Consider the following 24,926-nt stretch of genomic DNA (forward strand, 5'->3'; position numbering starts at 1 on the left):
GGGTTTTTATAAGCTACACCTCCTCGTAATCCAGGCTTCGCTCGCCTTCCAGGTACTCCACTCCTTGCTCAGTCACTGTGTACTGTTCTTCCGGAACCTGTTCCACAACTTCGATCCTTTGCAGCACCTCTACCCGGCTTTCTACGTACTCTTCCTGGTATGGTAGTTCGTCAGCAACTGTTTCTAAGCTACACCCGTCCTGTTGGCGGATCACCCGAATGATATGGTAGTCTCCAATGTCCTCTGCAGAGCGGATGTTCTCGACAGTGTGCAGGGTCTGGAAGAAGAACCAGATCAGTTTGGCTGAGAGAAGTTCGTTGTCAGAAAAGTCGGTGTCCTTCCCGTGCAGTATTTCGACTCGTCTTCCCCATAGCTGGCTGGCGTAGTACCGTCTATACTCGTCCTGAATCTCAGGAATGTGTTGCGGGCTTCCCTCACCTTTGTTTACGATCTGGACTCCTGTTGGGTCGTCGTCCTCAGTGTACAAACCGAGTTCCAGTGCTATGTCAATGAAGATTCCGTCCAACTGGGAGAGCAACGCAGGGATAGAAAGAGCGTACCGTCCCTCAACGTGTGCATCTAATGCTTCATCGACGATCGATTGTCGGTCAGAATACTCGTCGAACGAAGCGAAGAACTCTTTGAAATCCTCAATGTCCTCCTCGTCCCTAAGCTGTGCTGCCAGTACCTTACCAGCGGCTTCGTTCCCATGTTCTTTGTAGACCTCATACAGCTCCATGAACGTGCCATGCCGCACATCCCGCAGCCATTTGAACTCGAAATCAGATTCCCTGATCTCATCGTACTGCTGTTTCAGCTCGAGAAACGGCTCAAGATTAGTCTTAAAAAGAGCGTTCAACCCAGTTAATTGCTCTTGATACTGTTCTTGCATCGCCTTGAACGGTGCAATCTACGCTGCCACCATGTTCGCCGCCTTCAAATCGGATGTCAAACGCGAGAGAGCGGACTGTATCTCGGGGTTGGTTTTAGGGTTGAGTAGTGCAGCAACCTTCTGTAACTGGGGCTCGAAATCGATTTCCTTCATCGCCTCAACCATCGGATCTGGTGGAACCTCTGGCAACTCCTGACTCAGATCAACATCTTCCAGGTCCGTCTCACGTAGCCTGGAACCTACGAATGCTCGAATATCTCTTTGGATCTCTTCCTGTGTACGCTCGTATTCCTGAGCCAGTTCCTCAATAGATGATCCGATAAAGTAGTCTCGACCAATCTCTGCCGATCGCGAACCAACTTCACGTCCTGCTCCTTCTACGTATACTACTGTATAAATCGACAGCAGTTCTCGGGACATCTCCTTATCAACCTCGAGTTCACTGGCTACTTGCTCTACTGCATCAACGGGAGCCTCTTCAATTGACGATTCAAATACTTGACCAGCTTCTCTTGCCTGACGGCATTTCCCGAACTCGATCTGATCTAAGTTCTGCTCTCGGCGCTCTTGGAACTGCTTTTCCAGTTCCTCAGCTGTAATGATGTCCGCGTCTTCTGGAGGCTCATCCTCACTCATGGCTAGTTGAGACAAGTGTTACCATTGGAAGTACTTGGATTTGCCCTTGAACAGAGATCTTGACGTTGTTATTGGAGTTTTCGAATCAGATTTTCCCAGAGTGATCCACCTCCAAGCAACGATCCGACCAATACGATCACGATCACGGTTTCACTGGTGAATATGCCTTCCACGATCGCTGTGTGGAAAAGATTGTTTGAGGCGTGGATCAGGTAGGCTGGGATCGCTAAATGGGTTACAGCGGTTAGGCCCTGTTGAAATCCTATTATCTCGATAACTTTCCCGCTGAAACAGCTGTTAGGTGGGGTGCGTGCTGAACAGCAAATCATTACAAACCGTCTGTTGCGGATTGGCGGATTTGATCGAGCGTAGGACTGGTTCAAGTCAATGTAGGTAGCAGGTTCGCTTAGCAGATTACCTGTCAACGCTTGAAAGATATCTCGGGGACCCCATCCAGACTACGGTCCCTGCTTTTCGATACGTCCAGATGGGAGTCGGCCCCAGCGACTGGTCAACCAGTGTCACCAGCAGGAGCCTTCTGGTAGCATTCGCGTTCGAGTTGCTTGAGCGCAACGAGAGTGGCATTAACGTCGAGTATGGACCTCTCAGCGTTCGTCCCGCGTTGCATCAACAGGCGTTCAGGGCTAGGCCCGAGGGGAACGGTTCCGGAGGCCGATTCCGAGCGATCCGGATTCGCTTCGTCTGTGACAACTTCGAGTCGTGACGCACCCGAAACTGTCTTAAGCCGACTCGTTCTGGGATTGGATTCTCGCTTCACCTTCGGAAGACAAGTCAGTTGACCGTAGAGGTCGGCGTCCAGTCGAGCGTTCCACGCCTTGTGAAGCGACGAAAACTCGCGGTGCTTGATGAGCGGTCGGACACCAGTCTCACGGGCTAACGCGCGAACCTTCTAGTCGTCGTATCCCTTGTCGCCAAGAAGAACAGCTACTTTCCCGGAATTCCGCTTGATGAGTGACGGCGCAATTTTTGAGTCGTGTTTTCGTGTCGTCGTTACGTGTAAGTCGATAATCGTGTTCGACCTCGTGTCTACGAGGAGAGTGACTTTCAGCTGCTGAATCGTCAACTTCGTTCGCTTCGTGTAGTGCTTCGACGCGTGACTACGGTCGAATCCGGAGGCGTCGATCCCGACGACACCGTTAGTTGGGAGGAGTTTGACCGAAAGGTTGAGCAGAACGCGCCAAACCGCCATATCGAGTCGATTGAACGCCTTACACAACGTCGAAGGAGAGGGAAGCTCCTCAAGGCCGATTGCTCTTCGAATACGAGGCATCTCGATAAGTTCGTCAAGAAGCGTCCGGTACGTCGTATTCTTCCGCACCTTGAGACACAACAGGACAATGTGCTGATGAAGTGTGTACCGCCGTTTTGAGAACTTCGAGGAGTAACGAGCGACAGCTCGCCGAGACAAGTGCATCGCTTGCTCAACGAACCGGAGTAACCGCGACTTCGGGAGGGCTTCCATCCGGTTAGACTACCGGGACAACTTGTAACCCTCTGAGGATTTCAACAGAGCCGGGTGTGGTTACACACTCCAGAGAATAGCTGGTGCCAGATATTTCACATCGGTCGTTCAAATTCAACAATCGAATGAGGCCGAACGTGTAAGCGGTCTGTTCCAAGCTCTGCTTGGACAGGCCGCGGAACTTTCGCAGCCACGGTTGGGCGAGCGAAAACAGGCACTCAGCCTGGTTAATGTGGACGCAGCCAGGCGATACATACCTCTCTTTGTGGACGACCGTTCAGTGGTCACGATCCATCCATAAAGAGACGGACTGGCAAGGTGGCGAGAGGCAGCTACTGTAGAAGGTATTCAGCAGATGAAGACTCGCATTACGGGGTATTCAGACCGATTTGCAGGCTTTGATTACCAGTTCCGGGTCATCAACCAATTCATGAATCGTATGCGCCCCCTTTCCGTGGCCTCGGCCTTTCCGCGTTTGCTCGATGATCGATAGAAACGCCAGTTCGCTCAGTAGTTCCCGGACGCGACGAATCCGAAGTGGATCGACTCCCTCCTGATTGCAGAGAACCTCGTACGTCGAGTAAATTTCTGAGGTTGGGATTGCTGGGTTTTTGTCGGAGGACTGCTGGACCTGGAACGCGAGCGCCTGCAGGAGTAGCTTCGAGTGTGGCGGCTGTTTCGAAATGAGTTCTGCGAGTCGGTTCTGTTCTTCTCGCGTATGCGCTTGGTTTACGTGTTCTTCAGTGACGGTTTCCGAACCGTCCTCGTCAGCTATTTCGCCGGCATACCGGAGAATGTCAATCGCCTTGCGTGCGTCACCGTGTTCTTTTGCGGCGAGCGCTGCAACTCTCGGAATAACCGAGTCCTCGAGTACGCCATCTTGAAAGGCGTCTGTCCGTGACTCGAGAATATCCCGGAGTTGAGTCGCATCGTACGGGGGGAAGACATAATCTCGCTCGCTCAGACTGGATTTGACCCGCTCGTTCAGTTCGTCTTTGTATCTGATCTTGTTGCTGATCCCAATAATCCCGAGCGTGCTATCCTCGAGTTTCCCGGATTCGACCGCTCGAGAGAGTTGCATCAAGACGTTGTCGTCGCCGATCTTGTCCACTTCATCGAGGATGATGATTCCAACATCATACCGGCTATCGAGGACGTTCCAGAGCCGGCGATAATATTCGCCCGTACTCAGCCCAGTGGATGGAATCGAGACACCCGTCTCGGATTCATCGTTGAGATCGCGGGCGATCGCACGGACAGCCTGCGTTTCAGTCCCGTGTTGGAGACAGTCGATATAGGCTGCGCCAATCGTGACATCATTCTCCGCAGCGCTTGTCCGGAGATCCTCCGTGATGTACTTCGAACAGAGAGATTTTCCCGTCCCGGTCTTGCCGTAGATCAGGACGTGGTTCGGCGTCTGTCCATGCACTGCATCTTTGAGAGCCTGTGCAAGATTGCTGAGTTCGTCCTGTCTGCCGATGATTCGGTCACCGTCGACAAGGTGGGAGATCCGTAGTAAGTCCTTATTTGCAAAGATGTGGTTTTGGTTATTGAAAAAGGACTCCGTGCCAGACATACGTCAGGAATGTCGGACATTCTACTTAATAGTACCGCCTCAATTCCGATGTAGATACCCTGGAGCTCCGATGTAAAATCCTTATTTTGGAGATAGAGGACCTTTCTACGGCATATCTATACCCTGGAGAACCGATGTAACCACACCAAGGTGCCGATGTAATTCGATTTTCGCCGTTAAGTCACACCCCACGGTGCCGATGTAGATGGACTCGATAAGCGAGAAAAAGCGAGTAGGCACACCCCGGAGTGCCGATGTAGTTGGATTCAGTCCGAGAAAGATTGGCACAGACACACCCCCCTCGGAGTGCCGATGTAAATGCTCCGAGAGTGTGGACGTGAAACGCTGGAAAGACAAATCCAGAATCGACAAACCAACCGGAAGAGAGAAATCGCGGTCACATGCAGTTCAACTGCGCATACCGTGACCGAGGTCACTAACTAGTTACTGTGACTCCCGTATGACCGATAATGTAGGTATGTTATTTATACTCTTTGGTGGATGGGTTATGAATCAGTAGCTAGAATTTGGTGTTTTACGGGGAGAATCTGTCTTCCGGTCGCTTTCGGCGGACTTACATCGGCACCGTGGGGTGTGTGCGATACCGGGTTGACTACTCTCGTTCGGACTCGAGGTAGTCCGACAGCGTCACGTCTGGGATTCTTTTGAGCGTTTCCTCAACGTCGATGTCACAAAGAACACCGATTCTTCGGTTTCGAGCGCATCGATCGTTTCTGCGACAACAGAATGCAGTTGACAAAGCCGGTGTCGATGCCGACATACTGAGCAACAACTTCGACTCAGTCATTATCTTCTGGATAATGTTGATCTTCTATAGTAGGCCGGCAGCGAGATCCAAACGACGAGCCGGCGTATTGAAAACTACTCTACCAGCTGTCTCGGGCGTCACAACTCAGTCGGATTGAGGGACACGTGTCTGTTGCTGCACTCACAAACGATCCCCGGTTTATGGAAGATCTCGACGGGCGGGCTGAGAGTTCGTTCAATCCTCAGGATGTCGTTTTCCCGGACTATGACGCGAACCAATTGCAGTCGATTCTCGAGCGACGTCGTGACGCATATCAAGACGATGTTCTAGAGGACGGTATCATTCCACTCAGTGCCGCATTTGCCGCTCAGGATCATGGCGATGCTCGAAAAGCAATTGATCTGTTCAGGAAAGCCGGTGAGATCGCGGATCGAGCTGGTGAAGACACTATTTGTGAAGAGCATGTTCGTGATGCCCAGAAAGAAGCCGAACGTGACCGAACGCTAACCCAAATGCAGGGGCTATCGACGCAAAAGAAGCTCTCACTTTACGCTACCGCGATCGTCCCTGTCTACTCCAAACGCAACCTGAACGCTGTTCCCAGTACGGTTGCATACCGTGTATATCAGTACCTCTCCGACCTGCTGGATGCAGACGAGAAGTCACGAGACTCCTATCTACGGTACATGAGTGAGGCCGAAACCTACAACTTCGTTACGTCGGAGAAACGAGGGCGAGGCTACGGGAGTGGTGTCCACAAAGAATATACTTTCGTTGATGATCCAGAAGTGGTTGCCGAGACGCTTCAAACCGACATTCGACTCGAAGAGATAGAACATGACGGAGATTTAATCCAATCTGTTGTCAACGCCCAGATAGATGATTTCTTCGAGGGAAACTAACTAGAATAATCCTCAACGTCGCCAACGGATTCATTTCGCACACGGAGTGTGCTGACGTGACGCTCCTTGGCCAATTCACTTCGCACACGGGGTGATTTTCTGAAACCACGCCAGCTACCCCTCCTACTCGTCGGGGCTGACTGGTCCCTTATACTTGGACTTGATTTTGTCTCCATCCCTCCACTGCCAGTAATAGTAGCGGTTGTCGTTGATTTCCTTGATCGTGATCGTCGCCTTCGCCGGGACACCGTCCGGGAGATCATCGGACCGCTCCTTGATGTCGGCGTTGGCTGAATCCCCCTCAAAACGAGCCTCACGTTCCTTGTGTTCGGCTAGCTCTTCGGCGTACGTAGCAACGTCATGGAGGCGATCCGGAGTGGATTCATTGAGCGTATTGACTAAATCCGTCGGGAAACTTACCGGTGGGGTCGGGGGTTCGTAGGACATCGGCTACTCTGTGTTAACCAACATGGAACGCCAATCCATAGTTTTGTTGGTTAAGACAGTCGTGCGCTTCTCAGAACTGTCGAATCCATTGCGGTGCTCAGAATCAAGCCAAGCATACGCGTCTGCAGTGGCGCGTAGTTCAGTGAGTGACCCGTTGAGAATCAGCACTCGAGAAGCTTTGTCGATCTCTCGCAGGGCCTGTTCGGCCTCAAGGAGTCCTCATACCGATCGTCGATGATAATCTGACTGCTATCCATGGCGCCACGTTCTGGGCGATACCTCTGATTATCGTACTCCGAGTCGGGAACTAGATCACCGATACCGAGAGCATGTCAAACTCTGGGATGTCCTATGGATTAGGCTCATTCGGCATTATCGTTTGAGCACTTCGACATCGGGATTTGTACCGTTGGACCAGCGACCGCTTTCGCACGCTCGAGTTGTGACGCTCTCGCTGGGCCTGCCGTTCGAGGGCAACCGCCCGACGGCAGCGGTCGATTCTCCCGTCGGCAACGACGTCATCGTCACTGATCGTGAAACGGTTGCCTCGGTGATCGATCTGCTCGAGCATTAGTATGCATCCTCCTGAGCGGCGTCTCGAGCGTCCGCTTGGAGGTGTTCATAGCGGATCTCACACCTGTTCGAACAGAAGCGGCCAGCGTACCCTGCCTGATCACGGGCAAGTCTCGTACAGGTCGGTACTCGTCGCGGTCAGTCATCTGGTGAGACCTCGTTTCAGGAATTGAACCGTCTCAGCGCTGCCGGGCGCTGTTGCTGTGAATCTTGATTTCATGCATTGTACAGTGGACTGTGTTCGCGTCCCCTGCACCCCTCTGGGGGAGAGAAACTGTCTCGAATGAGCGAGTCCCTCTCTTATCGAACGAATGTCCCATCCGGAGCAGGAACGAGCCCGGTTCGAATCTCGAGATTGACACGCCGAAGATGCTTACAGCCACTCTCTGGCTGGCGCTGTTCGAAGTCTGGACAGTTATAGGTCTCTGCCTCGATATTGATCTCGTATGTGTTCCCGCTCTCACTATCGACTTTGTAGACCGGTCCCGCCGCGGTGAAGCGGACGTCCATCTCCTCGCTCAGTGCGCAGCGTGTTCGCACGTCGTCGATCGAGTACCCTTCCGCCTCGAGTGGGGTCGGTGGTGCTGGTGTTTCACACTGGCCTCTAAACTCCTCGCGACGATTGCGTTCTTGGCCACAGTTCCGGCAGCGCCAGTAGCGTGTGCGATACTCGCCGCTATCGGTGAGATCGAGATCGTATTGTGTCGGTTCCCTTCCTGGGAGCCACTCATCGATTGCGATGAGTTCGTGCCCGTTTAGTCGAGCAATGTCTCCGGAATACCTTTGCTCTCGGTCATTTGTGTTACTGCGGTCATGGTGGGGTTGCTGCTGCTCGCGATGGATCGGTTGATCTGTACTCATGGGTACTCTCGAGGCACACATCGTCGCGCCTCACCCGTCAAGCGCGAAAAACAACTCAGATTTCAAGTCAGGGAATCGGTTGTGAGGAGCTGATTCTGATCAGGGTTCTCAGTCTCCGTTTGTTCGACGGAGTCCCCGAGACTGGTGGTTCCTCACGAGTCAGACCTGTTCCTCGCTGAGGAATACGCTTAAGCAAGCCGATAGCAAAGAATGGGGGTACGACGTCGAGATGAACGATCTCTCTGATCCACGGCCACCGCTTCCAGAGTGGATCCTGGACGCGTACGATGTCCTCTGTACTCACAGTCGTAACTCGGTTGAGACAGAAGACATCCAGTCGATTCCGCGAGAGCAAGCGCTCGAGGTTCTCCACAGTACCGATGAATTGGCCCTCGAACCCGAGGACGCGACCCATGCACTCTCCCGGTTGATCGATCGAGGCTACTTCTACGAAGTTGACGGCGACCTCCGTGTGACGACGCCAGAAGACTAACGTCTGAATACGGGTCAAACCCGCGTTGATCACACCACTTCAAAAGATGTGGTACTGGTGGTCTCAATCGCGTCACCGATTGCGTCTTCTTCAGAGGTCAGGCGACGCGACGTGACAACCACACGGTGCCGCAATATGCTCCATCGGACCGCGCGTGTGTATCAGAATCACTACTTTCCCACAGTGCGGACACGGCGGCAGCGACCAGTCCTCCTCTCCCGACCGTCGCTTCTCGCTCATAGCCACCTCGAGCGGCGACTGTCTGGACCGACGGCTACTCGAGTGCGATACGACTCTCGTGCGGGACGTTTATATCCCGTTAGAAGTAAGCGAAACATGGCTTGCAAACGGTTCGTGTTTGGAAGCCACGTCTCGGGTGTTCCAGCACCCGGGGCATTTCAACGCATGCCCCCGCGACGAGGTGGAACGCGGCTTCCATACTGATTGTGAGTTGGCAGACACTTATACTATAGGGATTTCTACTAATAGCAACACGACACGGAACGCATCCATATCAGTGTCGCCGTTTTGAAGCTACGGATCCGTGAGGACCCGTACATCGGACTGCGTGACGAGGACACGAAACTCTCCGACCGAGAATCTAATCTCGAGGTCATCGTTCGCTGAGTTCACGAGTTGCTCGAGTGCTTCGATGTCGAGCACCCGGTGGAGTTGGTACTCGTCACGATCGAGGCCCGCCATTTCGAGCGTGTCGACGATTTCGAAGAGGAGCTCCTGATCACTCATTTGGGATCACCTCGTCGACGGTGTCGATAATCTCCGCTGCTGTCGAACTGATCCGCTCGAGTCGGTCAAAAATCACTTCCGGCTCTTCGCCCTGCCACGCAGCGAGATAGAACGCCGAGCCGCTCGTATCGAGTCCGAAGTATCGTCCAACGATGTAGCCGACTGCTTCCGCCTCGAGTTCACGTTTTGACCGTTCAGTCTCGTCGTCGACGCCACTGTGTAACAGCGCGTGAGCGTACTCGTGGACGAGCGTCACAGCGAGATCGGCGCTGTTCTCACGGTCACGTGCTTCGACGAGTGGTCGTTCTGCAGGCGATCGGTACTGACAGACGCCCTTGGCATCGCCGTGAGGCCAGTTGTCTCGAGAAACGATATCTACCTCCACGGTGAGTGACGAGGCTGCCTCGAGCAGCGCTGGCAGTAGCTCATCGGCAGTTCCAGCCGCTTCGGTCTCGAGTTCGGGCAGTGGTTCCCCGTCCGTCTGCGAAATATCGAAGACTGGCGCTGGCCGAAAGCCGACGAGTCCTTTTGACCACTCCTCGGGCGGTGTCTCGTTGTATTCGCAGTCACTTCGATCGTGGTACGACGGTGAGTTCTCACACACGGGACACTGCTTCGCGATGACCGGTGCCCAGATCCAAATCGCGCTCTCGCCTTCTTTCACATGACGGTCGAATTCGTTTTGCCACGTCCGATAGCCGGCGACCCGGGTCGCATTTGGATACTGGCGAGTGATCAGCAGTGTATTTCGATGTGAATAGTCGTGAAAGCGGCTCTGCACATCGAGCCATCGCTGAAACTCGTCGCTCGAGACGGCGTCGTCAACCTCGGCGACGAGGTCTTCGACCCATGTTTCCATCGTACGTTGCATCTCCTCACGTCTGGTGTCCGAATCGTCGAAGGACACCTGCGAACAGTCACTCGGAGTCATCATTTGTGACGACAGACGCTCCATTCTGGAACGCCCCTCACCCCTTCGGGGGAAGAAAAACACACTCGAGGGCGTGCTTGAGCCACTCCGTTACAGTAGATAGTTGCCCGCTTTCTTTCTTCAGAGGGGCGCACGAAAGTCATGTTACGTACAGGCCAAGGAGTGACCGGCGAGATGTACTTCTTATAAGAATGTTATCGGGATTGCCGTGCAAGACTTAGAATGTCCATCTCGGACGAGTTCGGCGCAACAGCATCGGGTTTTGTGTGAGTATCCCGCCATACTCAGACAGGCTTCGCTTCGATACATTGTGCTCAAGTGAGCGACAGAATATGGCCTCTTCACGTCAGCAGCGGCCGCTGGCCCAACATGTTGGAAAAAACTCCTCCCCTCGTCAGGACAACACTGGCGTATGATTCCGATGAAACGGTTGACCGATAATCGAGTCCCTACCGATCCGATGCTGACACTCCTCCCGGGAGGTGTCTCGGCGGCAACACTGCTCGTTGCGTTCACGCTCATGGCGGTCGGGTTCGATTACTTTTGGATCGCATTCCCGCTCGGCTTCGGCGCCGTCCTTCCGACTGCGGTCGGGATCAGATTGTACATCCACACGACAGACCGACACGCCGATGCGCGCACGAACACGCAGACACGAACAGCGCATGACGAGGATGCTGCATTAGAGACACTCAGAAGGAGATATGCACAGGGCGACCTCTCAGAGACCGAGTTCGAACAGCGTGTCGAACGACTCCTCGAAACAGAGTCATCTGGGCAGCACGATGATTCGATCACGTTCAACGGCGACTGACGCCGTCGGTACCTGCCCCGAAGTACTGCAACCCGCTCGCGACTATCCCTCGGCCTGACGGCCTGTCGCGTAGAGTCGCAGCATTGTTTCCAACATGTTGGGTAAACGCTGACAGCGGTAGCCTGCTATCCCCTGATATGGCAATCGACGATCGACTTCCAGTCGAACTTCCCACCGAGAACAGCAACCTGACTCCGCTATTCTACCTGTTCGTCTTGATTCCGACGGTATTGGGGATTGCTCACCACGTCGATCATATCATCCGCGGAAACCACGTCGGGTGGCCGATCACAGCTGAGGTAAATCCTTTCACTTACAGTCTGGCTATCTATCCCCTGCTCGGAATCAGTCTCTATTTGACGTTGACCAGACGGGTCACTGCGCGCTACTGGGCTGGCTTTTTTGCGTTCAGCGCCGCCATGCTGGCGTACTTCCACATCAGCCCGTGGGCCGTTGAACCGCCACAGGACGTGATGGTCCCCTACACCAATCCCCTATTCGGGTACGTCGCGTTCGCCATTGTCCTTGCGCTCATCGGTTCGGTCGTCGTCGGTTCAGTGTATGGAGCAGTCCTCTGGTACCGTGACGATCCGGATTCCGAGAACGAGCCGTCGAACCGTTCCGTCGAGAGGTCTCCGAAGGAACGGGATGACTGACGAAGTCTACGGCCCCGACGCTTTTATCGAAGTCAGCGACGAGATACGCAGGTATGATGCTAGTACAGCAACACGTAGACCGGAGGCAATGGCCGTGATTCGAGCGCGCTTCCGGATGAGTCTGGTCGAGACTATCTGGATCAACGAGTTGTCCACGACCTTTCCTGGGGCGACGTTCCGACTGCTGACCGGTGTCCCGAAGGGCGACCGGGCGCTGGAACTCGGTGAGATACGCACCGACCGACCGACAGAGGTCACGGACGCGATTCGAGACCACCCCGATATCACCGCGTACGACGAGGTGTTCGTAAGCGATCGGCGCGCAATTGCCCAGTACGAGGCCGACGAGAAGAGCCTCTACGAGTTCCTCTGGGAGTCCTCGCTCCCACCGGAGTTCCCCATCGTCGTTGAGGACGGGGTCATGGAGTTCGACTTGACCGCCACACAGGCGCAGTTCGAGGCCTTTGGCACGGCACTCGACGAGCGTGACCGCCAGTACGAGTTGCTCTCGCTGGTCCACACCGACGAAGACGATAGTTTGCTCACCAAGCGCCAGCGAGAGTGCCTCCAAGCTGCTCTGCGACGGGGATACTTCGAGGTGCCACGGGAGTGTACGCTGGCAGAGCTTGCGATGGAACTGGACGTAGATAAATCGACGGCGAGCGAGACGATTCGCCGCGGCCAGGCACGAGTTCTGGAGTCGTTTCTCGTGAACCGGAATCACGGAGATGGATTTTCAACGTCGATTCTGTAACAGACCAGTTTGAAATACGAAAGACCCTCACGGGTTGTTCCCTATCGTGATTCACTTCAAACAGTGCGACACCAACATGTCCCGTATCGATATCCAGTGGACGACACAAGACGAATAAATTTCAGTATATAGCTTCCATGGCGTCGATTTCTGAGAGGGCAAAAACCATACGGGAGTCATCAATACTCTCAGCGACCAGTCCACATATGTAGTTATTGAATCATCTACTTTATTTCCGATTTGAATTCTGAATAAAGGAACTGAGCTACCAGCTACTGGGTACAAGCGCCCCATCTGGTTTGCTCCGATCAGGCTTCGGCTTCGATCTCGAGTAACTCGTCCCGGCGACTACGGAGCGTGTTCGGGGATGTTCCTGCGATATCAGCAATCTGCTGTTGCGAGAGACATAAGCCGACTCGCTGGGCAGCGAGATAGAGACAGCCCGCTGCGACGCCACTCGGCCGACAGCCGATCGTTAGTCCACGTTCGCGTGCCTGCTGTGCGAGTTCGAGTGCCCGTCGACGCACGTAGTTCGGAACCTCGAGTTCTGTCGCAAGCCTCGGAATGCGATCTGCTGCTGCAATCGGCTGTGCCGGTAACTCGAGTTCGACGTTCATCGCGTTGTAGGCAGTGGTGAGTCTCTGCTGATCACAGCGTGCACAGGCTGCGACTTCTGCCCGTGATCGTCCGAGTCCGTTACACCGAACTGTTGCGTAGACACTGGCTGCGGCCACCGCCTCGAGTGATCGTCCGCGACAGAACTGTTCGGACTGTGCCGTTCGGAAGAGCGAACACGCCTGATCCCGGATACTCTGTGCGAGGCCGAGACTCGCAACAATTCGCCGGATTTCACTGAATCCATACGCGAGATTCCGTTCGGCTTTTGACTGCCACCGAGCACGGGACTGTTCGCGACGCAGTCGGTTCAGGTGTCGGCGCTTCCTACTCGAGAGGGTGTTTCCGTTCGCGTCTCGCTTGTATCCGATTTCAGTGGAGAGGCCGCGATCGTGGCGTGTGGGTGTCAGCGGTGCGCCGGTTCGTCTATTGGATCCTTGCTCGTCACTTCGACCCCAGTTTGGTCCTCGGTCTATCTGGGTCTCCTCGAGGATACGTCCACAGTCCTCACAGATCGTCTCGCAATTAGTTGTTCGAACGCTGCCGCCACAGTCGGGGCAGTCAGTTGCAGTCGTCTGGACGTCTTCGTCAAACGCAGTCGTGGAAATGTCTCTCGTTGCCATCGATAACTCCGAAGGGACAACTGATCAGCCCCTTCACTGCTTCTGGGGCAATAAACACCACTAGTCGATTCCAGAGTCAGTAGAAGAATCCGTGATATCGATACCTGATTTTAGGCAGATTCCCCTCAATTGACACACCACTTGCAAGATGGGGCTCTAATGCCGGTCTCTGGCCGGCGTTTCTCGAGACATCGAACCCCTAGCGGTACGCTTACCCATAGCTGGCGACCAGTTCTGAGGGAAACACTCACGCGGTTTTGGTGACGATCCTGGTACTGGCCTCGAAGGTCACCGCTTGCGTCGACAGCGTCTCGGCGATCTTCCGGTGTTGCTCGAGTGTGAGGTCATTGCGCTCGACGACCCCATTCGACAAACGAACGAACTCGACAGTGTGCATAGCGACTCCGTTATAAACCGGCTGCTGCCGACCTTTGGATTCCAACCATCCAGAAAACGAATGGGCGCTGCAGGGTTTGATCCGAAAATGGTCTAGTTTGAAGCCAATCAGCTAGGACTGCGCAAACTCTAATAGTACTGACCATAGACGTGGTTAATTAACTTCTTGGAGGTTGTGGCTGCGCGCGCAGCGTAGCGAGCACGGAGCGGAGGGTGGGGAGGAGGGATCTGGGTCGGGCGGCACGTAGCAAAAAAGAAGGTCGTAGTGACCGGCTACTCCCACCACCGACCGCGTTCAGGGAAATTAACAGTCGACCATCCGATGACGGCCAAGGAGACACGTCCCTCGTACCAGTTCCGTGCAGCCCCACGAATGCGCACTCGTTCGCCTTCCTTGATCCACGGCGCGCCTGATTTCTCCCAGATCGTCACTCGAGTCTGGCCACTGTCGTCTGCGATGAGTCCGACCTGTGCGATGCTTGGATGCGATGGATCCCAGAGCGTTTCGACACGCCCTTCGATGCTCACCTTCTGTCGGTTCACCTCTTCGAGTGTCCCGATCGGCACGATCTGTCCTGGTGCTGTCTGCAACTCCTCGAACACGCTGACGACCGCACTCGTGAGATCCTGCCCGTCGACGACCGCCTCGGCCAGCCGCCGACTGATCGCCGCTCGAGACCAGCCATCGAGCTGTTCGGCTAACCGCATCGACTGCTCGTTCACAGCAGCCAGCTCCGAGTGTGTGAGATTTGTCCGGGGATCCGGTCGCTCTGGGTCTGCTCTTGGGTCCACGCTCGCTGCCCGCTTCTGGAACCGTTCACGCCGCTCCGCACTTCGTCGTGCAGCGATGTCTCGCGCCCGCTTCGCTCGTCCCTGCTGGTGTCCGAACTCGGCCTGTGCACTGATCCGCTCGAGTTCCTCCTCTCGAGCCCGAATCCGCTCTTCTTGCTCGAGGGTCACGCCGTGAATCCGGTCGTCGTTTGTATCGACGATCCCGTCCGGGTGGTTCGCATCTACCTTTGCTTGGACTTCTTGCTTGACCGTTGCCTCGAATGCCGGCGTCTCGTCGACGACCGGGAAGCTCTCGTCATCGACTGCCTGCTCGTCCGCCTGTTTGAGTGCCTGTTCATCGACCGTAACGACCTTGCTACTCGAGTTGTTACTAGACATTGGATCACACAGATCCGAAGGCGCTCAGCGCCTGCCACCGCGATGCTACTACATCGCGGTTTTCCGACGACACCGACCGACAGACCCATCTGCGCGCTCTCGCTCGCGCCTTCGCGAGCGCCCTATTGGGCGCGAGCGAGAGCGCGCCTCAGGGAGGCTACCCAACCAGCACCGCGCGCCGTCCGCCCGGAGCGAGCGGCCAGCACACAAGCCGGTTTCGTGTCCGTCGAGCGAGCGACGTCAGGAGCGAGAGAGACGCAACCGAAAGCGCGCTTGGTGCTGGCGCCGAGGGCACATGCATTTTAGCCCGGCAGCCCGCCCGCGACTGCAGGCAGGCAGCCCGGAATGGTCGGTCGCGAGCGACGCGGAGGTCTTGTGAGCGAAGCGAACGAGACGTCGGTGAGCTTTGCTCACCGGCAGGCGGCAGCGGCGAGCGGGGCGAGCCGTTGAGAAACACTGTCTATCCGGATTCGACGCTCGGCCACACAACCGATGCCTAGCGGACTCAAAGAGGGCGAGACCGTCTCGATCACCGGAAAAATTCTGCTCCCCCGGGAACTCGTCAGCCAGAAACCCGTTAATATTGTGAGTCTAGTAGCGACGCACGGGTCTTGATAAACTGCTTGTACTTGCTGCGGAGCGTTCCCCAGCCCTTGGCAGAGCAGTTCATGTGGTTCCGGTACGATCGTTGATGGCAGCAAGTTCCCTTAGGAGGAGATGTAGCCGATCGATTGTGTCGTCACATCCGCGATGCGTTTGTCGGTGGGGGCAGTCATATGGAATTCCACTTCTACAGCACTATTGAGAGTCACAAGCGACCACAGAAGCACGTGACTCCGTTCTCCGAGTGGGTCGCCCTCATAGTCATCGTCGCGGAGCGTGAGTGATTCTTCATGATACGCCCTCGTGGATATTAGGACGGTGATGAGCTGTATACCGTGGTTCGGGAACCGAGGTGTTCCCAGAACGAGCATTGGACGACCTTTGTCCGAGAGCGGATCGGTCCCCAGATGATGTCGCCGCGTTCCAGTTCATCGAATGCCGTCACCGCACTTCCTCCATCTTGTCAGTTTTCAACTCCTCGAGATGCTCTTCGCCGTACTGTTCGTCTGCAGTCTGGTGGTGCTGGTGAAGTCGGTAGGCGGTTCGGAGCCGATCCTCGTCATCCGTAATTGCCCAGTACGGGCGCTTGTGCCGTACAAGACCTCGCTCCTTTAGTCGCGAGAGGATCGCACTGACGGCGTCCGTATCCAGTTCGAGTTGGTCGGCAATCGTCGCTGCTTTCCACGCCCGGTCGTCGTTCTCGTCGAGGAACAGCACGATCCGCTCGGTGTCGTTTCGATCCTCGAATTCGTCGTCGTCGGCGTTCTCGAACTCGTCGATATCGATGGTGCCGCTCGACATAGATTGATGTTGGTGCCGTTGATCCATATCTGTTTGGGATGTTTGTTACAGCGATAGCGAGGAGTCTGCTCGATCGCGAGCGAGTCTTGAACAGGTCGATAATCGACACTCGTTGTGGCTGATCATCTGGCGATGCCTCAATTCAGAACCTGCGTCGTCTCAGCGTCTGGTAATGCTATTTCTCTATTTATTATTTTCACACTCTCTTCCGTAGTAGATTGTTGATACAGTTCACCACAGTGGATCTGGAAAGAAACCACCTGCGTCCGTCGAGCCATTTCGAGAAACGAACTCTACTGAAACTCGTTGGGGAGCGACTCTCCGGAGATGTTGTTCTCGGGATTAATGCCGATCTCTCGGAGTTCTTCCTCGGTGGGCTCCCTTCCCCTCTCCATTATAGCCAGCGACAGCCTCATCGAGGTTCTCGAGCGCTTCGATCCGGGTCGTCCCCTGACTGGACACGCCTGTTTCCTCGTCTTTTGCGACCCACCACTCACCATCGTTGGTGAGCGTGATCGTAGTCCGGACCTTATGGTTACCGTTCCGATCGGTCTCGGTACTCATTGGTCGTGTGCATGGGTGGTGGATGGATAAGCATTCGGTCCTCTACAGTCTTCGTAGACTGTTGCTGGCAACTCGATCTCTTTCGATTCGACCTTCTCGTCGATCACCCAATAGCGCCGGTCCCGCGTCGGACTCGGTTGGGCCATCCCACCGGGTCAAGGTCACGGGTGACCGCTCATCCTAGCCCCAAGTGTGCGCCTCGCCAGTCTCGGCGCCAGGCGGAGCGTCACAGAAGGCACAGCCAACGAGGGTTCGTACGTCACTCGTCCTCCGCGTCGGCGTCGCGGGCAGCCGTCCAGCCGCGGTGGAAGACAGCTAGTTGAGTGATCGAGTCAAAGGTGGTACCGCTCGGCTCGTGGGCGAGGACTCGGCTCTCAGGAACAGGTGTGACGACATCCGTGTCGACGAGATCACTGACCAGATTGCGGGCCGTCGCGTCGTCGATGTCCGCCGTCACAACGCTGGCGGCATCACGATCTTGGGTGAGAAGCGCTTTCTCGAACTGTTCGTAGTCGGAACTTGTGTCGTTGCGAGGATTTGGATCAGGCATAGTGAATCGCGCTAGGCACGTGAGAGCGCGCCTCGCGCCTTATGGCGCCGACAGACTCACCGTTAGTAGCTGGTGGGATAGTGAAGTAGGTCCCAAGCTTTGGGAGTCTTAACCAACAATTTGAGTTCATCCTCGGGGACGTTGGTTAAGACAAGTTCACTACTGCAGAAGAGAACACAAATTCGGGATACCGGGATCTACCTCTGACGAGCGACTACCTATGCACAGTGACTTAGTCCCCACCATTGCGTTGCTCAGAATTGGTCGGTAAGTTGTTCATCGATCTTTCTCGGCGCCTGGTCAGTCTTAGTGGCTCTGTTGAGATATTCAAATAGTGATATATTCATAACCCCTGCATTCAGTACAGAGAAAGACTATACCGCTCCGATGAAGATTCGACAATGTGCTTGAACAACTACAGGCAAGCCCTCTCTTCAGTATTCGCCGGACGGTGTTCACTTACTCCCTCGCGATTCTTACATCTCTCAGTGATCTGTGGCTCACCCATATTATCGGAATTAGCACACCAGAAGAACTCCTCACCCAAACGCTTATTCACGGAACTGGTTTCTATCTCGGTCTCACTCTCGTCGCCTTATTCAACATACCAGCTGAAACCCCAAACTGAACAACTCGTATACGTAGTTGCCGTTCAGTGCAGGGAAAGTACTGAACACGGAGCGTGTAAAAAGAGTGGTATTCGTGGAACAGTACTTCTCCCATGTTGTCATTGAAGATTTACCCTGACTTTGTTTGAGTTCCGTTACGCCCCCGCCATATCTCAACGAGTATTACACACCATGTTATCACGATTAGGGCAGGAATGTGCCGCGACGAGAATGAGATATCTGTGAACATCAGGAAATATGGATATCCAAGCACTATTGCGAGGAGAGTAGCTCCGTAGCCTACTGATGAGAGTGTTGGGTCGGGTGGGCTGGATGTCCACGCTCGATAAGCAAGGAAGAGAACATATGGACTAAGGATCAACAATCTGGCACCCTGCTCAACTATACGGGAAAATCCGTTCCAACTTGGACCCGCTGTATAAAATGAGCGTGCTTCTACGAGATATAGTTCTCCATCAGAATCATCTATCAGTGTATGCTCACTGCCAGAATTGGACGGGTTTGGAAGTTCGCTATATTCATCACAGAGGATAAGTGCGGGATCACAGGTTCGTATCTCTAAATATTGTCTCCCAGAGGCATTATGTCTGATTTCTTGTGGTTGGTCTTTCGCTTCCTGAAATGCTCTTTGTTGGCTCTCAGATAGTTCTTCTACAGGGATGGCTGCCTCCGTGTTAAGAGATTTCTCACGTACAGTTTTATTAAAAGCCTCTGTCGATTCATGTGCAACCGAATAAGTCATTTGATCATACTCATCAGGACCATATGGTTCTGTAAGGGCACCGGGATAGAAGATTGCACCTGTGAGGAGAACCGTAACGCCGAATGAAACTATCAGAAGTGTTTTAGACTTCATTGAAAAGTAATCTCCTGATTGAAAGTAAGTGCTTTGTGGAACTCAGTGTTCAGTACGTACACCTACCTAACGGTTGTTCCAGCAGTGATAGTGACGAATCAATAGGATTTCAACAGAGCCATTCAAACTGTTCAGATGAATATGGTTGACGCGGTACGTACTCTCATCGGGCTAGGTTTACTTGCTAGCTCTCTGTGGTGCGTTCACCGAGCGATTATTACCGGAAGGCTCTACCGGTCGGTGTCAACGTCCGGAAACAGAAGCCCGTCAACGCTCGTCGGTGGTGAGAAAGTCGCGATAAAGGGGATGGTGAATGTCAAAGATCCACCGCCACTAAGCGACTCTCTGTCTATCGATGAGGAAGAGTCCGTCGGTGCGTACGTGTGGCGGCTCAAGGAGTACCAGTCGTATAACTACAATCTCGATGCCGAAGAGCCTGGAGCGGATATGCAGATGATTACGTATGCATCCGGGATTGAGTCCGGGACGTTTACCGTTGACGACGGTCGGCGCGAGATTCGGATCGACACAGACTGGTTGACTGAGACCCACGACAGCGCCGACATCACAACAGTGTCTCCTGATTGGACGGTATCGACCGGGCTGTCGAAGCGTAGTTGGAGATCGACGTACATCCAGCTGGATGAACATTGGACTGTCAACCCCATTCCCATTATGGCGTACATCTTCGATGTGGATGCACCCGAAGAGATTCCCGACGACGAGTTTTTTGAGGCGAGAGTCATTCTCGACGGCGAGATGCTGGCGGTCTGCGGAGAAATTTCCATGGAGCAAGGTACTCCCGTGCTCCAGGGAAGTGACAAAGAACCGCTGGTGCTTTCCGATCAAGGGTTTGATGAATTCAGCCGTAGTCTTCCCTACCAGATTCTGAAGTATGGACTGGTAGCGGGCGGAACTGCGGCCATCGCTAGCCTTGCGCTAGCAAACGGACTGGGAATTGTGTGACGGTGTGGCAGAGACAGATACAGGGAAGGCACTTACTATGGCTTCAGCGCGTAAATCCCCGAATCTGCCGAGATGATAAGAAATTCATCTACGATACAGTCGTGGAGCCAACTTTCAGCGGTCCAAGTCTGAGTCACATCACCGGCTCGATTTATTCTATGGAGTTTATTTCGACCTATTTTAACAAAGAGTGATGGTTCAGATGTTCCATTTTCCTTGCCGATCGCTTCTATCTGAAGTGGTGAGTAATCATCCTCCTCTCCGAGTTCAATCGACCAAATCTCGGTTCCATCGTTCAGTGCGAAGGCAGAAACGGTAGACAGCTTTCCCGTGCTTCCTGATTTACCGACATACACCCTGTCGTTATGCACGCAGATCCTGCCAGTCATCTCTTGGCTCCACTGCTGGCCGGTAGCATTAAACGCATGAATGTATGCTTGGAAGAGCGAATCAGTCTGCTGGAGTAGTTCACCATCGGCGACTGCGATAACATGCTCACGATCAACTGTCGCATACGCTATACCGTCAGAAACGAACTCGACATCGCTTTGCTCACCACTGTGTTCATATCGCCATTGTACACTCCCGTCGTCCGTATTTCGGGCAATGAATTCATCTCCACCCACGTAGATCGTCTCATGGCCATCCGAAACAGCAGTATCTAATTCGGCAGATGATCCCTGAGCGGCCCACACCTGTTCTCCAGTTACAGCATCAATCGCTCTGAGTTCGGAACCATCTACAAGATAGACAAGTCCATTGGTAACATGACTGAGTTTACCACTAAGCGGGCCTTCCGCTCCCTCCGAACTGGACCAGCGCTCTGTTCCATCAAGTTCAATTGCGCAAGGCCAACTGGTGACATCATTTTGCTTCTCAACATAAACAGCGTCCTTCACGATCGGCGTCCGATACCCTGACATCGATTCATCAGAGGATCCATACGTCCAGTGATGTTCACCCGTCTGAACATCAAGTGAAAAAACACCTCCAGAAATATCCAGACCATGCTGGTCTGTACGTGGAACTTTTTCGTCTCCGAATACCCTTCCACCGGATATAGTCATACTGTCACCAGGGATTTCGTGTCTCCAGACGTACTCACTGTTTTTGAGTTCCGTTATGGAACTCTCAGAATTTGTTGTAGGAGATTCCGAACCCGGTGTGGTATTGAGACAGCCAGCGATACTCGCTGTGACAACAGATGAACAAAAATGGCGTCGTTTCATGTTCATCTCAATTAACAAGTACTACAAGTGCTTTCGGGAACTAGACTGTTCAGTTCGCATGTGTCGTGAGCGTGTGTTTCATGCTGGAATATGTCTGGAAATAGAATTTCAACAAAGCCGTCTCGAGAACTGCCTTATGCAGATCGTCGACGGAAATCAGACCGCCATCCACGGCACCATGTTCTGGGTGATGCCCCTAGGTACACCGAGTCGGGAACCGGATCGTCGACATCGAGAACGTGGTCGAACTCAGGGACATCTTGGGATCGGACTTGTCTGGTGTTATCGGTCGAGCACCTCACCATCGGGATCCGTACCAGTTGGATCAGCGACCGCTTTCGCAGGCTCGAGTTCGCGGCGCTCTCGCTGGACCTACCGTTCGAGGGTCTCTGTCCGACGACAGGGGTCGATTCTTTCGTTGGCGACATCATTGCCATCGATCGTGAAATGCTTGCCACGGTGGTCGATCTGCTCGAGCATCAAGACCCAGCCTCCTGACCCGCGTCTCGAGCATCCGCCTGCTGGTAGTCGTACCGGGCCACACAGTAGCTCTAGCAGAACCGGCCAGTGTATCCTGCCTGGTCACGACTGAGTACCGAACAGATCAGCATTCGACACGCGTTGGAGTTGGTCATCTGGTGAGACCTCGCTTCAGGAACTGAGCTGTCTCCGCGTCTGGCGACGCTGTTGCTCCATCAGTTGTTCGCATGGATTGCTGCGGCGGGCTTCAGTCGGGCCCCCGCACCCGTTCTGGGGGCGACAAACCATCTCGAGCGAAAAACGACGGGAGGTAGGCGAATTACGTTCACCGTAGCACTCGGCAGGGCATGCCGAAACTCATCCGTGAGACGCCCGCAGTCCGTCCCCACCGCTGCGAGCATAGCGAGCAAGTGATGCGAGCGACTCGAGGAGCGTCACAATAAGACTCGAGACGGGAGAATCTGTTCGATTCGACCAAGCGCAGCACCCGAGGAAACAGCGTATTCGTACGAGGGAGGGTCCGTCCTCCGATATCCGGTCGAACTAGTTACTCGTCGCTTGAGGTGAATCCACCGACGTACTGGTCTTCCCATTCGCGACGGGCCTCGAGCTCGCGCTGGCCGCGGGCCGTGATCGTGTAGTAGTTCGTTCGCTTGTCGAGTTGGCCTTTCTCGACGAGACCCTTGTCGACGACCTCGTCGAGATTGGGATACAGCCGACTATGATTGATCCCTGAACTATAGTACGCTCGATTTTATCCTTGACATCCTGTCCAGATTGTCGTCAGCGCCCGCGATCACATACAACAGGTCACGTTGGAAGCGGGTAGGAGTCCACGTTGGTGCAGAAAAACTGCCATCACTGATTGCTTACTCATCCCATAACCTGGTAATTCGTTCTTCGATAGTATCGAGGACGAGCCGCAGTATATCCCGATGATCGCTTGGCCATGATTCGTCCTCGCCGGGTGTCGGGGCAGTGGGCGGAGGATGAAAGTGGTCTCGCGTATTGTGAGGATTCGGATGCCGGTCCCACCGGCACTCCCAGGCGTGACCCGGATGCACCTCTCGGTAATGAATTTTGAAATCGTCGTTCGTGTACCAGCGAACAGTGATACTCGCCTCCTCTACGGTTTCGGGATAGTACGATGGTGCAAGTGTCACACGGAGCCCGAGATGTCTACCCGTATCCGTGATAGTCGCTCGACCGACCTGAGCAGTGGCTTGGAGGCGTGTCTGGAGAAACTCGAGAACTGGGCGGTCGATAGGCGCGGGGCTTCGTCCATCTCTTTCAGGCGGCGTCATCGATGGGATTACCCGGATGCTTGGTCGGTCTTGGCGCTAGCACGTTGCTGACGGGCGCGTTCGTAGTGCTTGCGCTCATCTCGTGCGGTCGCCCAGTCGGCAAGGTCGCTATACACATCGTCGATTGTCCGTTCGTCGCTCGCTTCTGCAGCATCGACGGCGTCGACGGCTGCCGGCGTTATGGCATCGTACATTTCTTCGTACTCGGTGATCCGTGTCGTGAGGTTGCGGACGTACTTTTGGAGTTCGTCGACGGTGTGCTCGGCAGCAAGTTGGTTGATGCGCCGCCACTGGAAGTATGCATCATTGCGCTCGTAGGTCGTCGGATGGCCATCGTGGCGGGTGACGATTCCGAGGTCGCTGAACCAGCCTAGATATTTTCGAGCTGTCTTTGGATCGCACTCGGCTTGCTCTGCGATAGCGCTCGCTGTTGCAGGCTCGCGAGTCTGAAGGATTGTCCCATAGATGCGCTGTTCAACGTCATCGTCACGAAACGCATCCTCAAACGATGGGGGATCATCTGGAGACTCTGTATTGGCCATGCTCGATCTTGCGTGGCTACCGATATAATTCTTACTTCGAGGAATAGTTTTCTCAGTAGAGGTGGCTGAGTGTACGTATCACTTCTTCTTCACTTTCCGTGACTTTCACGACCTATTCGGGCAAAATTTCACTACGATCAGTAACCAAAATAGACAAATCTATTGACAGGAAATAGCTATCTCTCCCCAGTTTGTAAGCCTATTCACAGTTGCCACGTTGTATCCGCCGATAGCTGGCCGAACTAACTACACGTCGCTCGAGGTAAATCCATCAACGTACTGGTCTTCCCATTCGCGACGGGCCTCGAGCTCGCGCTGGCCGCGGGCAGTGATCGTGTAGTAGTTCGTTCGCTTGTCGAGTGTGCCTTTCTCGACGAGACCCTTGTCGACGACCTCGTCGAGATTGGGATACAGCCGACCGTGATGGATCTCCGTTTCGTAGTAATTCTCGAGTTCGTCTTTGATCGCAAGCCCGTGGGGCTCGTCTTGGCCGGCGATTACATACAGGACATCACGCTGAAAGGCAGTCAAATCGTACATATCGAAATTATTGAGTATAGAGCTATAAGCGTTCCGAGAACTGGTGAAAGAAAACGTGATTCAGGGATAGCATGTACGTGAGAAGCGAGTCTCAGATCTTGACAAAACCACAGCGGACGACTCGCTCATTCGATGTCGAGCGCTGTCTCGAGCTCGTCCTTGAGATCGTCCATGGTCTGTGGGCCAAGTCGAATCTCAACACCGGCTGCAGTGAGAATCTCTGTCATCTCCCAGCGGGTGATACCAGCTCGCTCTGCAGCCTTCCCTAGGGAGATTTCACCGAGCACGTAGAGCCCGATAGTAGTGGCGAACTCCTCAGTATGGTCGATATGGGGCTGCAACGATCAGTTGTCATGGGTTATAGGTGTGTACTCGAGCGGCAGCGTCATTAGTGTGTCCTCGTCTGACGTCGTCGATTTGAGTTGACTGGCAATTCCTGAATATGCCAGTAACGAGTGTGTTTCGAGAGGCTGCCACTCCATACTACGAGTGCCCAACTCAGCTATCGATCCAAGAAGCGAGGA

24 protein-coding genes and 9 pseudogenes are annotated in these 24,926 nt (G+C 54.2%); 7 read left to right on the plus strand and 26 right to left on the minus strand.

What is annotated here, in order from left to right:
• Positions 1 to 13: 13 nt before the first annotated feature.
• The 5 genes and pseudogenes from ACJYUO_RS16825 to ACJYUO_RS16845 all read right to left on the minus strand — a co-directional run bounded on the left by ACJYUO_RS16825 (position 14) and on the right by ACJYUO_RS16845 (position 4,587).
• Positions 14 to 892, minus strand: coding sequence for a hypothetical protein (locus tag ACJYUO_RS16825; RefSeq protein ID WP_494346503.1), 879 nt, complete (start codon positions 890 to 892; stop codon positions 14 to 16).
• An 18-nt stretch (positions 893 to 910) separates the two neighbouring features.
• Positions 911 to 1,528 (minus strand): hypothetical protein, encoded by a 618-nt coding sequence (locus ACJYUO_RS16830; protein ID WP_494346504.1) that lies wholly within the window; start codon positions 1,526 to 1,528, stop codon positions 911 to 913.
• Positions 1,529 to 2,252: 724 nt separating this feature from the next.
• A pseudogene (locus ACJYUO_RS16835) lies at positions 2,253 to 3,011 on the minus strand (IS5 family transposase); the annotation flags it as partial.
• 4 nt (positions 3,012 to 3,015) lie between these two features.
• Positions 3,016 to 3,288: pseudogene (locus ACJYUO_RS16840) on the minus strand (hypothetical protein); the annotation flags it as partial.
• A 102-nt stretch (positions 3,289 to 3,390) separates the two neighbouring features.
• Positions 3,391 to 4,587: a Cdc6/Cdc18 family protein gene (locus ACJYUO_RS16845; protein WP_494346505.1), complete on the minus strand. Its 1,197-nt coding sequence runs from the start codon at positions 4,585 to 4,587 to the stop codon at positions 3,391 to 3,393.
• 743 nt (positions 4,588 to 5,330) lie between these two features.
• Here ACJYUO_RS16845 and ACJYUO_RS16850 point away from each other — a divergent pair.
• Positions 5,331 to 6,258, plus strand: a pseudogene (locus tag ACJYUO_RS16850) (Cdc6/Cdc18 family protein); the annotation flags it as partial.
• A gap of 123 nt (positions 6,259 to 6,381) precedes the next feature.
• Here ACJYUO_RS16850 and ACJYUO_RS16855 read toward each other — a convergent pair.
• The 3 genes and pseudogenes from ACJYUO_RS16855 to ACJYUO_RS16865 form a co-directional block, all read right to left on the minus strand.
• A complete protein-coding gene (locus tag ACJYUO_RS16855) occupies positions 6,382 to 6,705 on the minus strand; it encodes a DUF6788 family protein (RefSeq protein ID WP_494346506.1) in 324 nt (107 codons plus the stop codon).
• 372 nt (positions 6,706 to 7,077) lie between these two features.
• A pseudogene (locus tag ACJYUO_RS16860) lies at positions 7,078 to 7,276 on the minus strand (hypothetical protein).
• Positions 7,277 to 7,578: 302 nt separating this feature from the next.
• Positions 7,579 to 8,139 (minus strand): hypothetical protein, encoded by a 561-nt coding sequence (locus ACJYUO_RS16865; protein ID WP_494346507.1) that lies wholly within the window; start codon positions 8,137 to 8,139, stop codon positions 7,579 to 7,581.
• Positions 8,140 to 8,368: 229 nt separating this feature from the next.
• On the opposite strand from ACJYUO_RS16865, the gene ACJYUO_RS16870 reads away from it, so the two are divergent.
• On the plus strand, positions 8,369 to 8,632 hold the full coding sequence (locus ACJYUO_RS16870) for a hypothetical protein (RefSeq protein WP_494346508.1): 264 nt from the start codon (positions 8,369 to 8,371) through the stop codon (positions 8,630 to 8,632).
• A 534-nt stretch (positions 8,633 to 9,166) separates the two neighbouring features.
• Here the strand turns inward: ACJYUO_RS16870 and ACJYUO_RS16875 are convergent.
• On the minus strand, positions 9,167 to 9,379 hold the full coding sequence (locus ACJYUO_RS16875; RefSeq protein WP_494346509.1) for a HalOD1 output domain-containing protein: 213 nt from the start codon (positions 9,377 to 9,379) through the stop codon (positions 9,167 to 9,169).
• The gene (locus tag ACJYUO_RS16880) at positions 9,372 to 10,310 is read right to left on the minus strand and encodes a DUF955 domain-containing protein (protein ID WP_494346747.1); all 939 of its coding nucleotides are present in this window, start codon (positions 10,308 to 10,310) and stop codon (positions 9,372 to 9,374) included. Before ACJYUO_RS16880 ends, ACJYUO_RS16875 begins: the two co-directional genes overlap by 8 nt.
• 460 nt (positions 10,311 to 10,770) lie before the next feature.
• Between ACJYUO_RS16880 and ACJYUO_RS16885 the strand changes: the two genes are divergently transcribed.
• From ACJYUO_RS16885 to ACJYUO_RS16895, 3 genes are all read left to right on the plus strand, one after another.
• The gene (locus tag ACJYUO_RS16885; RefSeq protein ID WP_494346510.1) at positions 10,771 to 11,124 is read left to right on the plus strand and encodes an SHOCT domain-containing protein; all 354 of its coding nucleotides are present in this window, start codon (positions 10,771 to 10,773) and stop codon (positions 11,122 to 11,124) included.
• A 137-nt stretch (positions 11,125 to 11,261) separates the two neighbouring features.
• Positions 11,262 to 11,780, plus strand: a complete 519-nt coding sequence (locus ACJYUO_RS16890; RefSeq protein WP_494346511.1) for a hypothetical protein — start codon at positions 11,262 to 11,264, stop codon at positions 11,778 to 11,780.
• Positions 11,707 to 12,534, plus strand: coding sequence for a helix-turn-helix domain-containing protein (locus tag ACJYUO_RS16895; protein WP_494346512.1), 828 nt, complete (start codon positions 11,707 to 11,709; stop codon positions 12,532 to 12,534). The genes ACJYUO_RS16890 and ACJYUO_RS16895 overlap by 74 nt, the downstream gene beginning before the upstream one ends.
• A gap of 308 nt (positions 12,535 to 12,842) precedes the next feature.
• Here the strand turns inward: ACJYUO_RS16895 and ACJYUO_RS16900 are convergent, their stop codons facing one another.
• From ACJYUO_RS16900 to ACJYUO_RS16945, 10 genes and pseudogenes are all read right to left on the minus strand, one after another.
• A complete protein-coding gene (locus ACJYUO_RS16900) occupies positions 12,843 to 13,151 on the minus strand; it encodes a transcription initiation factor IIB family protein (protein ID WP_494346748.1) in 309 nt (102 codons plus the stop codon).
• 9 nt (positions 13,152 to 13,160) lie between these two features.
• Positions 13,161 to 13,772: pseudogene (locus ACJYUO_RS16905) on the minus strand (transcription initiation factor IIB); the annotation flags it as partial.
• Positions 13,773 to 14,019: 247 nt separating this feature from the next.
• Positions 14,020 to 14,169 (minus strand): hypothetical protein, encoded by a 150-nt coding sequence (locus ACJYUO_RS16910; RefSeq protein WP_494346513.1) that lies wholly within the window; start codon positions 14,167 to 14,169, stop codon positions 14,020 to 14,022.
• Positions 14,170 to 14,441: 272 nt separating this feature from the next.
• Positions 14,442 to 15,338: an SOSS complex subunit B family protein gene (locus ACJYUO_RS16915; RefSeq protein WP_494346514.1), complete on the minus strand. Its 897-nt coding sequence runs from the start codon at positions 15,336 to 15,338 to the stop codon at positions 14,442 to 14,444.
• A 707-nt stretch (positions 15,339 to 16,045) separates the two neighbouring features.
• Positions 16,046 to 16,386: pseudogene (locus ACJYUO_RS16920) on the minus strand (PemK-like protein).
• Positions 16,383 to 16,742, minus strand: a complete 360-nt coding sequence (locus ACJYUO_RS16925) for a MarR family transcriptional regulator (protein ID WP_494346515.1) — start codon at positions 16,740 to 16,742, stop codon at positions 16,383 to 16,385. Before ACJYUO_RS16925 ends, ACJYUO_RS16920 begins: the two are co-directional and overlap by 4 nt.
• Positions 16,743 to 17,035: 293 nt before the next feature.
• Positions 17,036 to 17,306 (minus strand): annotated as a pseudogene (locus tag ACJYUO_RS16930) (type II toxin-antitoxin system HicB family antitoxin).
• Positions 17,307 to 17,489: 183 nt separating this feature from the next.
• Positions 17,490 to 17,597: pseudogene (locus ACJYUO_RS16935) on the minus strand (DUF7558 family protein); the annotation flags it as partial.
• Positions 17,566 to 17,856: a DUF8069 family protein gene (locus tag ACJYUO_RS16940; protein ID WP_494346516.1), complete on the minus strand. Its 291-nt coding sequence runs from the start codon at positions 17,854 to 17,856 to the stop codon at positions 17,566 to 17,568. The pseudogene ACJYUO_RS16935 and the gene ACJYUO_RS16940, both read right to left, overlap by 32 nt.
• 738 nt (positions 17,857 to 18,594) lie before the next feature.
• On the minus strand, positions 18,595 to 19,341 hold the full coding sequence (locus ACJYUO_RS16945; protein WP_494346517.1) for a hypothetical protein: 747 nt from the start codon (positions 19,339 to 19,341) through the stop codon (positions 18,595 to 18,597).
• 141 nt (positions 19,342 to 19,482) lie between these two features.
• On the opposite strand from ACJYUO_RS16945, the gene ACJYUO_RS16950 reads away from it, so the two are divergent.
• The gene (locus ACJYUO_RS16950; protein WP_494346518.1) at positions 19,483 to 20,307 is read left to right on the plus strand and encodes a hypothetical protein; all 825 of its coding nucleotides are present in this window, start codon (positions 19,483 to 19,485) and stop codon (positions 20,305 to 20,307) included.
• A 35-nt stretch (positions 20,308 to 20,342) separates the two neighbouring features.
• Here the strand turns inward: ACJYUO_RS16950 and ACJYUO_RS16955 are convergent, their stop codons facing one another.
• A complete protein-coding gene (locus tag ACJYUO_RS16955) occupies positions 20,343 to 21,536 on the minus strand; it encodes an outer membrane protein assembly factor BamB family protein (protein ID WP_494346519.1) in 1,194 nt (397 codons plus the stop codon).
• Positions 21,537 to 21,815: 279 nt separating this feature from the next.
• On the opposite strand from ACJYUO_RS16955, the gene ACJYUO_RS16960 reads away from it, so the two are divergent.
• The gene (locus ACJYUO_RS16960; protein ID WP_494346520.1) at positions 21,816 to 22,034 is read left to right on the plus strand and encodes a hypothetical protein; all 219 of its coding nucleotides are present in this window, start codon (positions 21,816 to 21,818) and stop codon (positions 22,032 to 22,034) included.
• Positions 22,035 to 22,563: 529 nt separating this feature from the next.
• Here ACJYUO_RS16960 and ACJYUO_RS16965 read toward each other — a convergent pair.
• From ACJYUO_RS16965 to ACJYUO_RS16985, 5 genes and pseudogenes are all read right to left on the minus strand, one after another.
• Positions 22,564 to 22,882: pseudogene (locus tag ACJYUO_RS16965) on the minus strand (helix-turn-helix transcriptional regulator).
• A 3-nt stretch (positions 22,883 to 22,885) separates the two neighbouring features.
• Positions 22,886 to 23,320 carry a toxin-antitoxin system TumE family protein gene (locus ACJYUO_RS16970; RefSeq protein ID WP_494346521.1) on the minus strand — a complete coding sequence of 145 codons (435 nt, stop codon included), beginning with the start codon at positions 23,318 to 23,320 and terminating at the stop codon, positions 22,886 to 22,888.
• Positions 23,321 to 23,328: 8 nt separating this feature from the next.
• Positions 23,329 to 23,862: a DUF7342 family protein gene (locus tag ACJYUO_RS16975; protein ID WP_494346522.1), complete on the minus strand. Its 534-nt coding sequence runs from the start codon at positions 23,860 to 23,862 to the stop codon at positions 23,329 to 23,331.
• A gap of 246 nt (positions 23,863 to 24,108) precedes the next feature.
• On the minus strand, positions 24,109 to 24,402 hold the full coding sequence (locus ACJYUO_RS16980; RefSeq protein WP_494346523.1) for a PadR family transcriptional regulator: 294 nt from the start codon (positions 24,400 to 24,402) through the stop codon (positions 24,109 to 24,111).
• A 125-nt stretch (positions 24,403 to 24,527) separates the two neighbouring features.
• Positions 24,528 to 24,743: a DUF7317 family protein gene (locus ACJYUO_RS16985; protein WP_494346524.1), complete on the minus strand. Its 216-nt coding sequence runs from the start codon at positions 24,741 to 24,743 to the stop codon at positions 24,528 to 24,530.
• Positions 24,744 to 24,926 lie beyond the last annotated feature (183 nt).

The organism is Natrinema sp. CRL1 (assembly GCF_059162405.1).

Bases quoted from the DNA above. Each gene is read 5' to 3' on its own strand.
- ACJYUO_RS16925 (WP_494346515.1), bottom strand. From the start codon at position 16,742: ATGTCGAGCGGCACCATCGATATCGACGAGTTCGAGAACGCCGACGAC.
- ACJYUO_RS16875 (WP_494346509.1), bottom strand. From the start codon at position 9,379: ATGAGTGATCAGGAGCTCCTCTTCGAAATCGTCGACACGCTCGAAATG.
- ACJYUO_RS16945 (WP_494346517.1), bottom strand. From the start codon at position 19,341: ATGAAGTCTAAAACACTTCTGATAGTTTCATTCGGCGTTACGGTTCTC.
- ACJYUO_RS16870 (WP_494346508.1), top strand. From the start codon at position 8,369: ATGAACGATCTCTCTGATCCACGGCCACCGCTTCCAGAGTGGATCCTG.
- ACJYUO_RS16915 (WP_494346514.1), bottom strand. From the start codon at position 15,338: ATGTCTAGTAACAACTCGAGTAGCAAGGTCGTTACGGTCGATGAACAG.
- ACJYUO_RS16890 (WP_494346511.1), top strand. From the start codon at position 11,262: ATGGCAATCGACGATCGACTTCCAGTCGAACTTCCCACCGAGAACAGC.
- ACJYUO_RS16900 (WP_494346748.1), bottom strand. From the start codon at position 13,151: ATGAACGTCGAACTCGAGTTACCGGCACAGCCGATTGCAGCAGCAGAT.
- ACJYUO_RS16845 (WP_494346505.1), bottom strand. From the start codon at position 4,587: ATGTCTGGCACGGAGTCCTTTTTCAATAACCAAAACCACATCTTTGCA.
- ACJYUO_RS16980 (WP_494346523.1), bottom strand. From the start codon at position 24,402: ATGTACGATTTGACTGCCTTTCAGCGTGATGTCCTGTATGTAATCGCC.
- ACJYUO_RS16880 (WP_494346747.1), bottom strand. From the start codon at position 10,310: ATGACTCCGAGTGACTGTTCGCAGGTGTCCTTCGACGATTCGGACACC.
- ACJYUO_RS16910 (WP_494346513.1), bottom strand. From the start codon at position 14,169: ATGCACACTGTCGAGTTCGTTCGTTTGTCGAATGGGGTCGTCGAGCGC.
- ACJYUO_RS16855 (WP_494346506.1), bottom strand. From the start codon at position 6,705: ATGTCCTACGAACCCCCGACCCCACCGGTAAGTTTCCCGACGGATTTA.
- ACJYUO_RS16955 (WP_494346519.1), bottom strand. From the start codon at position 21,536: ATGAAACGACGCCATTTTTGTTCATCTGTTGTCACAGCGAGTATCGCT.
- ACJYUO_RS16885 (WP_494346510.1), top strand. From the start codon at position 10,771: ATGCTGACACTCCTCCCGGGAGGTGTCTCGGCGGCAACACTGCTCGTT.
- ACJYUO_RS16825 (WP_494346503.1), bottom strand. From the start codon at position 892: ATGCAAGAACAGTATCAAGAGCAATTAACTGGGTTGAACGCTCTTTTT.
- ACJYUO_RS16970 (WP_494346521.1), bottom strand. From the start codon at position 23,320: ATGACGCCGCCTGAAAGAGATGGACGAAGCCCCGCGCCTATCGACCGC.
- ACJYUO_RS16830 (WP_494346504.1), bottom strand. From the start codon at position 1,528: ATGAGTGAGGATGAGCCTCCAGAAGACGCGGACATCATTACAGCTGAG.
- ACJYUO_RS16975 (WP_494346522.1), bottom strand. From the start codon at position 23,862: ATGGCCAATACAGAGTCTCCAGATGATCCCCCATCGTTTGAGGATGCG.
- ACJYUO_RS16940 (WP_494346516.1), bottom strand. From the start codon at position 17,856: ATGCCTGATCCAAATCCTCGCAACGACACAAGTTCCGACTACGAACAG.
- ACJYUO_RS16865 (WP_494346507.1), bottom strand. From the start codon at position 8,139: ATGAGTACAGATCAACCGATCCATCGCGAGCAGCAGCAACCCCACCAT.
- ACJYUO_RS16950 (WP_494346518.1), top strand. From the start codon at position 19,483: ATGGTTGACGCGGTACGTACTCTCATCGGGCTAGGTTTACTTGCTAGC.